General features: G+C 37.6%; 9 protein-coding genes and 3 pseudogenes. 8 read left to right on the top strand and 4 right to left on the bottom strand.

Annotation, left to right across the window (positions count from 1 at the left end; all coding sequences use genetic code 11):
• Positions 1-227 precede the first annotated feature (227 nt).
• Complete coding sequence (locus tag CUB63_RS04920; protein WP_072062510.1) at positions 228-848, bottom strand: L-threonylcarbamoyladenylate synthase; 621 nt, start codon at positions 846-848, stop codon at positions 228-230.
• A gap of 24 nt (positions 849-872) precedes the next feature.
• Positions 873-1,733, bottom strand: coding sequence for an RNase RNM (gene rnm / locus CUB63_RS04925; RefSeq protein ID WP_109847585.1), 861 nt, complete (start codon positions 1,731-1,733; stop codon positions 873-875).
• A 308-nt stretch (positions 1,734-2,041) separates the two neighbouring features.
• Here rnm and CUB63_RS04930 point away from each other — a divergent pair, with 308 nt between their 5' ends.
• The 6 genes and pseudogenes from CUB63_RS04930 (at position 2,042) to CUB63_RS04960 (ending at position 9,199) form a co-directional block, all read left to right on the top strand.
• Positions 2,042-3,619: an anthranilate synthase component 1 gene (locus CUB63_RS04930; protein ID WP_109847586.1), complete on the top strand. Its 1,578-nt coding sequence runs from the start codon at positions 2,042-2,044 to the stop codon at positions 3,617-3,619.
• Positions 3,619-5,212: pseudogene (trpD, locus tag CUB63_RS18040) on the top strand (bifunctional anthranilate synthase glutamate amidotransferase component TrpG/anthranilate phosphoribosyltransferase TrpD). Before CUB63_RS04930 ends, trpD begins: the two are co-directional and overlap by 1 nt.
• A gap of 4 nt (positions 5,213-5,216) precedes the next feature.
• Positions 5,217-6,563, top strand: coding sequence for a bifunctional indole-3-glycerol-phosphate synthase TrpC/phosphoribosylanthranilate isomerase TrpF (gene trpCF / locus CUB63_RS04945; RefSeq protein WP_006536975.1), 1,347 nt, complete (start codon positions 5,217-5,219; stop codon positions 6,561-6,563).
• A 48-nt stretch (positions 6,564-6,611) separates the two neighbouring features.
• Positions 6,612-7,802 carry a tryptophan synthase subunit beta gene (gene trpB, locus CUB63_RS04950; protein ID WP_109847588.1) on the top strand — a complete coding sequence of 397 codons (1,191 nt, stop codon included), beginning with the start codon at positions 6,612-6,614 and terminating at the stop codon, positions 7,800-7,802.
• On the top strand, positions 7,802-8,608 hold the full coding sequence (gene trpA, locus CUB63_RS04955) for a tryptophan synthase subunit alpha (protein ID WP_006536977.1): 807 nt from the start codon (positions 7,802-7,804) through the stop codon (positions 8,606-8,608). Before trpB ends, trpA begins: the two co-directional genes overlap by 1 nt.
• A gap of 276 nt (positions 8,609-8,884) precedes the next feature.
• Entirely contained in the window at positions 8,885-9,199 is a 315-nt protein-coding gene (locus tag CUB63_RS04960) for a BON domain-containing protein (protein ID WP_006536978.1), read from the top strand.
• A gap of 664 nt (positions 9,200-9,863) precedes the next feature.
• Here the strand turns inward: CUB63_RS04960 and ompW are convergent.
• A pseudogene (gene ompW, locus CUB63_RS04965) lies at positions 9,864-10,499 on the bottom strand (outer membrane protein OmpW).
• A gap of 432 nt (positions 10,500-10,931) precedes the next feature.
• On the opposite strand from ompW, the gene CUB63_RS04970 reads away from it, so the two are divergent.
• Entirely contained in the window at positions 10,932-11,705 is a 774-nt protein-coding gene (locus CUB63_RS04970) for a YciC family protein (RefSeq protein ID WP_109400366.1), read from the top strand.
• Between the two features lie 119 nt (positions 11,706-11,824).
• On the opposite strand, the gene CUB63_RS04975 is transcribed toward CUB63_RS04970, so the two are convergent.
• Complete coding sequence (locus tag CUB63_RS04975) at positions 11,825-13,630, bottom strand: SulP family inorganic anion transporter (RefSeq protein ID WP_232240046.1); 1,806 nt, start codon at positions 13,628-13,630, stop codon at positions 11,825-11,827.
• Between the two features lie 296 nt (positions 13,631-13,926).
• Between CUB63_RS04975 and CUB63_RS04980 the strand changes: the two are divergent.
• Positions 13,927-14,481 (top strand): annotated as a pseudogene (locus CUB63_RS04980) (septation protein A); the annotation flags it as partial.
• Positions 14,482-14,495: the final 14 nt, after the last annotated feature.

Consider the following 14,495-nt stretch of genomic DNA (forward strand, 5'->3'; position numbering starts at 1 on the left):
AAATCTTAACGACAATTAGTCGTTTGTCTGCAGATCGAGTTATTGTATTTTGCGTTTAAAATACGCGTTGATATAACCGATTTCAAAAATAAGCACCATGATTTTTATCGCAATGTATAAATTTAACACAAGCGATACATCCCTTCACCTTTTATCTCTTTATCTTGTGATAAATTTCTTCACTATCGAGTCATTTGCTTCTAATCTCGTTTAATCAACTCAATAATTTACTGAAATGGCGTAATATCACCCGTACCTTCACGCACGATGACAGGGGTGTCTTCTGTTAAATCAATTACCGTTGTCGGTTTTTGCCCTAAATAACCACCATGGATAACCAAATCAACTTGTTTGCTTAATAAATCTTCGATTTCTTCCGGATCAGATTCAGCAAAATCATTGCCTGGTAAAATCAGGCTAGTTGACATTAATGGCTCACCAATATTTTCTAACAATGCCAATGCAATAGGGTTAGAAGGAACACGCAAGCCTATAGTTTTACGCTTATCATTCATCAAACGCTTTGGTACATCTTTAGTCGCTTTTAAGATAAAAGTGTAATTACCTGGCGTGTTATTTTTTATTAAACGAAATACCACATTATCAACATAAGCGTAATTGGCGATTTCTGATAAATCACGGCACATCAGTGTAAAATTGTGTTTTTTATCTAATTGGCGAATACGACAAATTCGCGTCATTGCATCTTTATTTTCTAAACAACAGCCAATAGCATAACCAGAGTCTGTTGGATAAATCACCACTCCACCTTTGCGTAAAATATCAGCACTTTGTTCAATTAAACGAGCCTGCGGATTATCAGGGTGAATATAAAAAAGTTGGCTCATACATCCCTCAACGAATTTCTGATGTTACTCCTGCCATAGCGACCAAACTGGTTCAACGCCACTGGGTAACCATAAATTACGCCCCAACTCTATCCACGAGCAAGGACGATGAAAATCAGAACCTAACGAAGCTTTTAGCTCATAAGATTGAGCTAATGCCGCGTGTTGTTCTCGTTCTTGTGGTGGTTGTTGGCATTGTGCCACTTCGATTGCATCACCACCTTGTTGTTTAAAATAAAGTGTTAATCGTTTTAACCATTTAGAAGATAGACCATATCGACCCGGATGTGCTAATACTGCAACACCACCAGCAGCATGAATTGCTGTGACCGCGTCACCTATTGAGCACCATTGCGGAGGTACATAGCCTGTTTTTCCTTTCGCTAAATAACGTTTAAATACTTTATTAACTGAAGCAACATGTCCGTCATTCACTAAAAATCGGGCAAAGTGTCCTCTTGTTACTTGCCCACCATGCGCTAGCGCTTTAGCGCCTTCAAAAGCATTGGCAATACCTGCTTTTTCTAATCGCTCACCTATCATTATCGCACGTGTTTCACGACATTGGCTTTGTGATGAAAGGAGCGATTTCATCGCGTTACGGTCAATATCAATATTTAATCCAACAATATGGATTTCTATATTCTCCCACAAAGTCGATATTTCGACACCTGATATCAGAGTAAGAGGCAGATTTTTTTCTGCAATATAATGCTTAGCCGGTGCAATTGCCGCTGTTGTATCGTGATCCGTAATCGCTAAAACATTAATTTGACGCTCTATCGCTCTATCAATCAATTCTTCTGGTGAAAGCTCGCCATCTGACGCGGTAGTGTGGCTGTGTAAATCATAAATCACTCTCAAATCAGATAGCCCTTCAGTCATCACGTCTCCCTTTTCACCTTAACTAGATAATAAATTTTAAAGAGTATGCCATAAAGTACTTGACGAACCTAACACAATCCAGTTTACTAGTACGTAACACGAGCTAGTTCACTTTTCATTTATTCGTCGTTAGCTGTAAGGAGATCTTATGAATATCAATCAACATGTTATCGTTCTTTGGTGGCGCAACACTCTTTTATGGGCGGTTTGATCTCCGGCTTAACGTCAGTGATATCTAAAACCCGCCTACGCGGGTTTTTTTATGCTTTAAAAACAGCAAATAAAGAAAATAATATAGAGCGATAACAATGAATACATCACTTGCATTCTCATTTAATACCAAGGCAACGCCACTGCCTTATCACAGAGAACCCGCTTTGCTTTTCAATACATTATGTGAAAATCAACATTACACATTATTGTTAGAATCCGCACAAATCGACACTAAAGCGAACTTAAAAAGCTTATTAATTGTTGATAGTGCATTACGCATCAGTGCAGTAAAAAATCAAGTCACTATTGATGCATTAAGCGTTAATGGACAAGCGTTATTGCCTGCATTAAAAATCGCACTAAAAGAAAAAGCTAATTTGACGTCAGAAAACGACAAACAGTGTGTCTTTACTTTTGCAACGCCTTCACAAGAGACCGATGAAGAAAGCAAATTAAAATCTGCTAGCGTATTTGATGCGTTACGCTTCTTTCTTGTTAATAAAGATACTAAAGATGCAAACTTTATCTTTGTTGGTGGCTTATTTGCGTATGACTTAGTCTGCGGATTTGAATCTATTCCTGAATTAGAAAGTGATTTTTCTTGCCCTGATTATTGCTTTTATTTAGCCGAACAATTAATCGTGATCGACCATCAAAATGAAGATAGTCAATTGGTTTCCATTGCATTTACCGATGATAAAACAGAATGCCAACGTCTCACTTTACGACAAACTGAGTTAATTTCGCTGGCTAAACAACCGTTAAAACACCCTATTCGCCACGCTTTAACAGCAGAAGGATCAACAATACACACCAATATGGATGATAAAGGCTATGGTGATATCGTTGAGGCAATGAAAACCTATATTCGTCGTGGTGATATTTTCCAAGTCGTGCCATCTCGTCGCTTTCAAGTAGCTTGCCCTTCACCACTTGCTGCATATCAAGTGTTGAAACAGAAAAACCCAAGCCCGTATCTGTTTTATATGCAAGATGCGCTATTCACTGTTTTTGGTGCATCACCAGAAAGCGCACTGAAATATCAAACCAGTGATCGACAAATTGAAATTTACCCTATTGCGGGAACTCGTCCTAGAGGGCGCAATGCCGATGGTTCAATTAATGCAGATTTAGACAGCCGTATTGAGCTAGAAATGCGTACTGACACCAAAGAACTTTCAGAGCATTTAATGTTAGTTGATTTGGCGCGTAATGACTTAGCACGCATTTGCCAAGCAGGTAGCCGTTATGTCGCGGAGTTAACAAAAGTTGACCGTTATGCTTTTGTGATGCACTTAGTCTCTAGAGTAGTTGGAAAATTACGTGATGACTTAGACATTTTTCATGCTTATCAAGCTTGTATGAATATGGGAACGTTATCGGGAGCGCCTAAAGTCAGTGCTATGCAATTAATTGCTCGTTATGAAAAAACGAAACGTGGCAGCTATGGTGGAGCCATTGGTTATTTTACTGGTGCCGGTGATTTTGATACTTGCATAGTTATTCGCTCTGCTTATGTTGAAAATAATATTGCCACAATTCAAGTCGGAGCTGGAATTGTGCTCGACTCAGATCCCAAAATGGAAGCGGAAGAAACCCGCAATAAATCACAAGCTGTAATCAACGCTATTTTACAAGCGCATACGGATACACAACAGCAGGAGGCTTGTTAATGGCGACTATCTTACTGCTCGATAACATTGACTCATTTACTTATAACCTTGTTGATCAAATACGTAGCCTTGGTAATAACGTGGTGATTTATCGCAATAGCGTCACAGCTGATTTTATTGAACAGAAGTTGCGCGAACTCGATAACCCTATTTTACTGTTATCTCCGGGGCCTGGCGCACCTTCACAAGCGGGCTGTATGCCTGAACTGTTAAAACGCGTATTAGGTACATTACCTGTTGTTGGTATCTGTTTAGGCCATCAAGCCATCATTGAAGCTTACGGTGGCAAAGTTTCTTCATGTGGAGAGATCTTACACGGTAAAGCGACATTAGCTGAACACGATAACAGTGAAATGTTTGTAGATCTACCTAACCCTTTACCCGTTGCTCGTTATCATTCACTTTCAGGAGAACAAGTTCCAGCACAACTTATTATTAATGCTTGGTGCGATAACACTGTTATGGCGGTGCGTCACCGTCAACATAAAACATGTGGTTTCCAGTTTCACCCAGAATCAATTTTAACCACCAAAGGCGCACAACTTTTAGAACAAACAATCGCATGGGCATTAACTCCTAAAGGAGACGCATAAAATGGAAACTATCTTCAACAAATTATTTAGCGCGCAACAGTTAACATTAGAAGAAAGCCAAACCCTGTTTAGCGCGATTATCCGTGGTGAATTAACAGAATCACAATTAGCCGCTGTATTAATTAGCATGAAAATGCGTGGTGAACATCCACAAGAAATCGCCGGTGCTGTACGAGCATTACTTGAAAATGCACTGCCATTTCCTCGTCCTGATTACACTTTTTGCGATATTGTTGGCACAGGTGGCGACGGCGCGAACAGCATCAATATCTCAACTGCTAGCGCATTCGTAGCGGCAGAAGTCGGCATTAAAGTTGCCAAACACGGTAACCGTAGCGTATCTAGTCGCTCAGGCTCATCAGACTTACTCGCTGCTTTTGGTATTCCATTAGATAGAAGTGCAGATGATGCACGTCAATTATTAGATGAAGTGGGACTTTGCTTTTTATTCGCACCGCAATATCACAGTGGTTTTCGTTTTGCTGCTCCTGTGCGCCAACAACTAAAAACACGCACCTTATTTAACGTATTAGGTCCTTTGATTAATCCAGCACGCCCACCATTAGCATTAATTGGTGTTTATAGCCCTGAGTTATTAATGCCTATTGCAGACACACTAAAAGTATTGGGTTATGAACGCGCCGCCGTGGTACACAGTGGCGGTATGGATGAAGTGTCGTTACATGCACCGACTCAAGTCGCTGAATTACGTAATGGTGAAATTACGCGTTATGAACTCACACCAAGTGATTTTGGTCTTCGTCCTTGTTCAATGGCCGATTTGGAAGGTGGTACACCTGAAGTTAACCGTCAATTATTGGCGAATTTACTGCAAGGCGAAGGAAAAAGAGCACATACCGAATCTGTCGCAGCTAATGTCGCTTTATTAATGCGTTTACATGGGCAAGAAGATTTAAAAATAAATACTGAAGTTGCTATGCACACCATTTATAGCGGTAAAGCAATAAATCGTGTTACCGCATTAGCCGCGAGAGGATAAAAACATGACTGTATTAAACGCCATTGTAAAAGATAAAGCAGAATATTTGATCGCACGTAAAGCAAGCCAACCGTTATCAGAATTTGTGCAGCAAATAGTGCCTTCAACGCGCTCGTTTTATCAGGCATTAACTCAACCTAATACGGTTTTTATTTTAGAATGTAAAAAAGCATCGCCCTCAAAAGGATTAATTCGTGCTGATTTTGATCCCGCTACAATTGCAAAAATTTATCAGCCTTATGCTGCAGCAATTTCGGTATTAACCGATGAAAAATATTTTCAAGGAAGCTTTGATTATTTACGTCAAGTCAGCCAAGCCGTACATCAGCCCGTTTTGTGCAAAGATTTTATTATTGATGAATACCAAATCTATTTAGCACGTTTTTATCAAGCAGATGCCATTTTATTAATGCTTTCTGTCTTAGATGATGAACAATATCGCGCGCTATCAACAGTTGCTCATCAATTAAATATGGGTGTGTTAACCGAAGTCAGCACCGAAGAAGAGCGTCAACGAGCAATTAAGCTTAATGCCAAAGTTATTGGTATTAATAATCGCGATTTGCGAGATCTCTCTATTGATTTAGTTCGTACCCAACAGTTAAGCCAAGGATTACCTAAAGATGCAATCGTGATCAGTGAATCAGGTATTCATACCCACCAGCAAGTTCAAGAGTTAAGCCAATATGCTAATGGTTTTTTAGTGGGTAGTGCCTTAATGTCACAAGAAAATATTGACCAAGCAGTAAGAGCACTCGTTTTGGGAAAGCATAAAGTGTGCGGGTTAACTCGTACACAAGATGTAAAAGCGGTTTATCAAGCCGGTGCTTACTATGCAGGATTAATTTTCGCAGAAAAATCTCCACGTAAAGTGACATTGTCACAAGCTCAAGAGCTGATAACACAAGCCCCCTTAGCGTTTGTCGGTGTTTTTCAAAACCAACCTATTGAACTTATTTGTGACTATGCAGAAAAACTTAATTTATCTGCCATTCAATTACATGGACAAGAAGATGCTCAGTTTATTGAGCAACTTAGACAAAAAATTCAACCTAGCTGTGAGATTTGGCAAGCCATAAATATGGCAATTCACAGTGATATTCTCCCCGTTTCACACGTTAATAAATATGTACTTGATAACGGCACAGGCGGTACAGGAACAACATTTAATTGGCAAAAAATTCCAAACACAATACGTGAAAAAGCATTACTTGCAGGTGGTCTTAACAGTGAAAACTGTTTAGATGCAGTTAAAACAGGCTGTATCGGGCTTGATTTTAACTCTGGAGTAGAATCGGCTCCGGGCATAAAAGATGCGCAACGTCTGAACCAAGTCTTTGCACAATTATAGCAAAACTAAATTTCACAAAGATAAAATTTTAAACAGGATGACATCACAATGAGAAAACTTAACCCCTACTTTGGCGAATTTGGTGGCCAATATGTACCTGAAATCTTAATTCCTGCGTTGGATCAACTCGAACAAGCTTTTATTGATGCACAAAACGATCCCTCTTTTCAGCAAGAATTCCAAGATTTATTAAAAAATTATGCAGGTAGACCAACAGCATTAACTCTTTGCCGTAATTTAACAGAAGGCACGCGGACTCGTTTATATCTAAAACGTGAGGATTTACTGCATGGCGGCGCTCATAAAACTAACCAAGTATTAGGCCAAGCCTTATTAGCAAAACGTATGGGTAAAACCGAAATTATTGCAGAAACGGGGACAGGTCAACATGGTGTTGCAACGGCTTTGGCCTGTGCACTGCTTAATATGAAGTGTCGTATTTATATGGGTGCAAAAGACGTCGAACGTCAATCACCTAACGTCTTTCGTATGCGTTTAATGGGTGCTGAAGTTATTCCCGTTCATAGTGGTTCATCTACCTTAAAAGATGCCTGTAATGAGGCGTTGCGCGACTGGTCTGGCTGTTACGATCGCGCGCATTACTTATTAGGAACAGCAGCAGGCCCTCATCCCTATCCAACTATTGTCCGTGAGTTTCAACGTATGATTGGTGATGAAGCCAAAGCACAAATCTTAGAGCGTGAAGGTCGTCTACCTGATGCTGTTATTGCTTGTATTGGTGGTGGTTCTAACGCTATCGGTTTATTTGCTTCCTTTATTCCAGAAACACCTGTGCAACTCATTGGCGTTGAACCTGCGGGTAAAGGCATTGAAACAGGTGAACATGGCGCACCTCTGAAACATGGAAAATTAGGGATCTATTTTGGGATGAAATCCCCAATTATGCAGACTGATGAAGGACAAATTGAAGAGTCATATTCAATTTCAGCGGGTCTTGATTTCCCATCAGTTGGACCACAACACGCACATTTAAACAGCATTGGTCGTGCTGATTATGTTTCTGTTACCGATGACGAAGCCATAGAAGCCTTTAAAGCACTTTCTCGCCGAGAAGGAATTATTCCAGCTTTAGAATCTTCTCATGCATTGGCTTATGCGCTGAAATTAATTGCACAAAATCCTGACAAAGAACAGTTATTAATTGTGAACTTATCAGGCCGTGGTGATAAAGATATTTTTACTGTAAACGATATTTTAGCAGCAAGAGGAGAAATCTAATGAGCCGTTATCAAGTATGCTTTGAGGCATTAGCACAACAACAGCAAGGCGCATTCGTTCCTTTTGTCACATTAGGTGATCCTTCTCCTGAGCTGTCATTACAAATTATTGATACATTAATTGAAGGTGGCGCAGATGCTTTAGAGATTGGTATTCCATTTTCCGATCCTCTTGCAGATGGCCCTACTATTCAAGGTGCTAATTTACGTGCCCTCAATGTTGGCGTAACTCCCACTGATTGCTTTGCACTTTTAGCTAATGTACGTAAAAAGCATCCTAATATTCCTATTGGCCTATTAGTTTATGCCAATCTTGTTTTTAGTAATGGGATTGATAATTTTTATGGTAAATGCCAACAAGCTGGTGTCGATTCTGTCTTAATTGGTGACGTGCCCTTACGTGAATCAAAAGCGTTCCGAGAGGCAGCAAAGCGAGCGAATATCGCTCCAATCTTTATTTGCCCACCTAATGCTGATGATGAGCTTTTACAAGAGTTAGCAGCGTCAGGTAAAGGTTATACCTATTTACTATCAAGAGCAGGTGTAACTGGCACAGATAAACGCGCAGAACAATCACTAACACATCTTACTGACAAGCTAAAAACCTATAATGCGCCCCCAGCATTACAAGGATTTGGCATTTCAGAGCCAAAACAAGTGAAAGAGGCGATTGCAAATGGTGCAGCGGGTGCTATTTCAGGATCAGCCGTTGTACAAATTATTGAGAAAAATCTTCATCAACCTGAAGTGATGCTTAAAGCGCTTACTCAATTTGTCCAAGAAATGAAAGCAGCTACACTCTCTTAACTATCATAATCAATCCGCTTTAGGAGAATAGTTTGCTATTTTTCTAAGCGGATTACTCTTAATTCATTATTAATTGACTCACGCTTTTGAAGGCCCGTTTTGGTGCTTAGTCCGCATGAAATGGCGCAATCCCTCTTTTTTCTCCATTTAAAGTAACATAATCAATACCTATAAAAATTTGGCAAAATTTTATTTTTTGCACATACTTTATAAAGCGCTTTATATTTTCTTTTCAAAGATACTCAATTAATTACGCAATGTATAAGGAGTTTGATAATGAAACTATGGGCAAAAATCTCCGCTGTTATGGCGGCATTACTGATGGCATTTACGTTGTCTGCATGTTCTCCAACTGCAACATCAGAAGGTACTGGGGGTTATTTTGATGACTCCGTGATCACTACCAAAGTTAAAACAGCACTAATTGGTGAAAAAAATCTTAACTCAACACAAATTAGCGTTGAGACTTTTAAAGGTAAAGTTCAATTAAGTGGTTTTGTCTCTTCTCAAGCGGATGCTAATCGTGCCATTGAAACAACCCGTAAAGTAACTGGCGTAAAAGGTGTTATCAACTCAATGGTGATTCGCTGATCCTTTCTTTATTCTAGCCTTCCTTTAGCCTTACTTTTCAGACCACCTTTTCGGTGGTCTTTTTTTGTTAAGTACACCATTCTCAGTATTAGCTTTTATCATAAAGCAGATCAATTTTTATAAAAAACGCAAATAGATTAAAAAAGGGTGTTTTCACTTCGACTTAAAAAAATGTTCGTAAAGAGAACAATTAAAAAGAATAATTAATCATTTAATGATTAAAAACCAATTTTCTTATTTTTATGAATATTGCTTCTCTTAACCCTCTTTTATTCTTTTTTTATTTCTTTCTATCTCTTGATACACAAAGCACTTCCACTAAAATCAAATAAAGTTGCATTTAAAATAAATCTATACATTGCCCTATTTTATTTATAAAAAGACCATTGGTTTTTAATAAATAAAAATACACTTTTCTATCTTATTAAGAAGGTAAAAAAAAGATATATATAAGATACATTTTTATTAATGTTTAAATATTATATTTAAAATACATCTTTTGTTTTATCTCTATTTTTAATTACTCATAAATGATGTATTCAACAATAAAACAGAGAATTTATATAATCTAAAAGTGAAAGGCTTGGTTCAAATTTAAAACATAAAAAAAGCGAAGATAAACTTCGCTTTTTCATTATAAGATATTCTTTTAAAGAAAGAATAATTAGAAACGGTAGCCCACACCAAACATAAAGACAAATGGGTCTAAACGTGTGCTGATTGATTGTCTATCTTCACCTGCTTTAAATTTAACATCCGTTTCGATATTCATCCACCAAACAGACGCATTCAGCATCCAGTTTTTATCGAGGTTATAATCTAAACCCGCTTGTGCCGCAAAGCCCCATGAATCTTTAAGATCTAAGTCAGATAAACCAGCACCTTTACCCGCTGAATTGAATTTTTCATCAAAGAAAGTGGTAAAGTTAAGACCTGCACCTAGATAAGGACGTAATTTATCTTCACCATTACCAAAGTAATATTGTGCCATTAATGTTGGTGGTAAATGTTTAACTGTCGCAATTTCACCAAAGTTTGTTAATGATACTTTGTGCTCAAAAGGAGTAGCTGCTAATAGCTCAACACCAATATTATCAGTGATCATATACCCAAAGGTTAAACCTAATTAGGTATTATTATTAGCTTCAAAATGCCCAATACCTAATACATTATCAGAACCTGCATTAGGGCGAACAGTTGCAGTACCTGCACGGAATAAGAAATCACCTGCTTGGTGAGCAAAAGAAATAGAAGGCGCAAGAGTTGCAGCCGCTAAAATAAGCGCAGAAAGTTTTTTCATTATTTAACCCATTCCTGTAATAAGTAAAATCTCCGCTAAAAATATAACCATTTATTGATAATTATGATCTAATACCGATCACAACTTTGGAATTATTTTTGCAGAAAGTGTTATTTCTCTTATTATTATTTATCAATGCGATTATTTATAATTGATCTGCATCAAATTACCGATTAATACAATTTTTTCTTATAATTAAATTTATTTTTATTAATAATTTTTGAATAAAAATATCCTGAAAAATGTAATTAAAAATAAGGTTATTTTTATGTTAAAATAATGTTTTATTTATTTTAAATAATAAGTATATTCTAATTACTGATAACAAGAAAAAAACCAAATAAGAGAAGTAAGAGAAAATATCCCATTTTGTTGTTGTAGAAGGTACAATAGCGCGCATTGACACAGTCTATTTTTTATAGGAGCAGTTTCATGCCTACCACGGCACGCACAATCTACCGAGACAGTCTGAATTTTTATAAGAATGAACGACGTAGTATTGTTACACTTTCCGCTATCCTTGCTGTTATTTTAGCGATAATTCATGTCTTAATTGGCCCTAATCCTCAAGAATACCAAGTGATGATTGAATTTGTGGCTAATTTTAAAAATACACAGCTTTCCTCTGCTTCTCCTGCGGAGTTAGAAGCAATGTCAAACAGTGTCGTGGGTATTGCCAAAAAAGTGTTATCACTGTATGCATTTGAAACATTACAGCAAAGCATCTTGGTTCTCACCTTATTGATGTTCGCTATGGCAATCTCTGCTGGTCACAATGTTACTCTTGGGCAAACATTTAACGCGTGCTTACCTCGCTTACCAAAAATGTTTTTATTAATTGTTCTGTGCTCTATTTTAATTAGCGCAGGTTTTATGGTGATGATTATTCCTGGCATCATTTTACTTATTGGTTTTGCATTAGCCCCCGTTGTTTTAGTGCGCCAACAAAATATGGGTAGTGCAATTCGTTTAGGCTGGAAAATTGGCTTTAGTGAATCTGGCTCACTTATTCCTGCTTTAGGTATTTGGATCTTATTGCAGTTTGGCATTGGTTTTGTGAGTAATCTAACTATTCAACTACCTGATCTTATCCATAATTTCTTATTCTATCTTCTGAAAAATATGGCTTCAGCATGGATGATTATTTACCTATTTCGTTTATTTATGTTGGTTGAAAACAAATACACAACGCAACAAATGCGCTAATTTATTCAAAACATAACTCCCCATAAAACTTATCGATAAAAAATCCCGTGTATAAGCTAACGACTTATCACGGGATTTTACTGTTTATTTATTACCACTCATAAACTTAGCTGGAATGCTTAAGGTGTTGAAGTCTGACTCTCTCTTGATACTTCTGATATCGATGTTTTATTACTCTCTGCTTCTTGCTTTAACGCTTCTTTTCTTGCTTCTTTCTGTTTTTCTTTGATCTGTTGTCGGCTTTGATAAAGTCTGATCACAAAATAGAGATCAGGAGCAATAATCAAGTCATCTTCATTGAGCGAAATTTTGTTACGTTCAATCCAGCGATTTAACTCTGTTCTCCGTCCTGCCAAAACCAATTTAACGCCTTTTATTCGCAACTCTCGTATTAGTTCATCAATAGCGGCAAATACACTGACATCATCATAGGTAAAGCTTACAGCTGCATCTACCGCTAACCAAGCTGGACGTTGAGGTGCACTATCAACAAGTTGAAGTACCCGTTTTTTAAAATAACCCACATTAAAATAAGTCAGTGGTGAATTAAAACGGTACATCATTAAGCCATCGATAGGTTCAATACCATTATCCTTATTCATTGAGTGAACCATTCCTTGCTCATCGATACCCAATAGCTGATCGCTTGGTCGAAAAACAATACGTAAAAATTGTAATAAGCCTAATAAGACCGCAAAGCCTATACCATTAATCACCCCTGCTAATAACACTGCTAACAAGGTGAATGATGCCAATGTAAATGCTTGTTTATTACGTTTACGATAAGACCAAATATGACGAATACTCAGCAGTGACCATGAAGAGACGATCAACACAATTCCAAGTGAAGATAATGGAATATAGGCGAGGAAATCTGTCATAAATAATAGCACCAGTAGAATAACCAGTGCTGCGATAATAGAAACTAATTGCGTTTTACCACCGACAGAATCATTGACTGCGGTACGACTACTTGCTGCACTTACAGCAAATCCTTGTGAAAGTGCAGCCGCAATATTGGCAATACCTAATGCTTTTAATTCTTGATCTGCATCGACATCATAACCATTTTTACTGGCAAAACTGCGAGCTGTCATCATAAAACTCACAAAGCTAATGACAGCCAAGTTTATAGATGGAACCAATAACTCTCGTAATACACTAGGATGAAATCCACTCATCGACACGACTGGCAGGAATAGATCAACATTTCCTGCTTCTTTATTCACAATTGCAATACCATAATTTGCTAAATCAAATTGCCAGCTAAGATAAGTCATTACAACCATAGCAATTAGTGGTGCTGGCCATCGGCTACGAAAATACCGAATACCTAATAATAAGGCGAGTGTTACCACTGACATCAATACCGTAGGTAAATGCGCATCCATTAATCGAAATGGAACTTCAATAAGTTTTTCAATTAGGTGTTCTGGAGAAGTGTCAAAACCAAATACTTTACTAATTTGCCCGACCATAATGGTGATAGCCACACCATTTAATAACCCTTGAAGAATAGGACGAGACAAAAAGTCAGTGAATGCCCCCAATCGGAAATGGCTAGCTAAAATACACCAAAACCCCGTCATTGCAGTCATAATAATGGCAAGTTGCCATCGTGTATTTTCATCACCAGCAGATAATGGAATAACGACTGCCGCAATAACCGCACACGTTGCTGCATCTGGTCCCGTAATTAATTGGCGAGAAGTACCAAATAATGCATAAATAATCATGGGGAAAATACAGGCATACAATCCAACAATAGCATTAATGCCTAATAATTCAGTATAAGCAATAGCAACAGGTAGCGCGACGGCAGCAACCGAAAGCCCTGCTTTTAAGTCATAGCCAAAATATTCACGCTTATAGTTAAATAATAAGCCTAATCCTGGCATCCATTTTATTATTCTTTTTCCGTTCATTGATTTCCTCTTATCAGAATATACATTCATCAAAAAGTGGCGGATGATAATGATGAGTAACTAAATCATATACTAGAGTTATATTTAAATCCTCTTTCATAACTCAAGCTTGAGTTTTAATTTTACATAAACACAATTACGTTGATTTTTCATTGGGTTATTTCAGATAAAAATAGCGTTTTTTGTATAAATTAACTCTCTGTCGTTAAAGATATGCAATTGTTTACCCATTTTCTGTCGCTTTGCATTAGAATAGCGAAGTTTATGAATTTAATAACCATAGGTTCCTATCTGTTATGAAAAATGGCTGGCTTAAGCAATTACTTGATTTTGCTCCACTATTAGTGTTTTTTATCTTTTATAAATGGCAAGATATTTTCTATGCTTCAGGTGCATTAATTATCGCGACGTGGATCTCAGTCGGTTTGACATGGCTTATTTTCCATAAAGTTGAGAAAGCGCCGCTCATTACTGCCATCGTGGTGACTATTTTTGGCTCATTAACGATCTTCTTCCATTCTGCTGATTTTATTAAATGGAAAGTAACCGCGATTTATGCCATTTTTGCCATCGTTTTAATTGGTATGCAGTTATTTACGCCAAAAACGTTAATGGAAAGAATGTTAGGCAAAGAACTTGCTATGCCACCCGCAAATTGGAAGAAACTCAATATTGCATGGGTGATTTTCTTTTTTGCTTGTGCTCTTGGTAATATTTATGTGGCATTTTCTTTAGCAGAAGAGACTTGGGTTAATTTTAAAGTCTTTGGCTTAACTATTTTAACCTTTATCTTTACAATCGCTAGTGTGGTTTATATCTGGAATAACCGTTTACCAGAAGAACAAACTAAAGACGAAACTGCAGA

Origin of the sequence: Proteus penneri, from assembly GCF_003144535.1 — a bacterium.
GTDB classification, from domain to species: domain Bacteria; phylum Pseudomonadota; class Gammaproteobacteria; order Enterobacterales; family Enterobacteriaceae; genus Proteus; species Proteus penneri.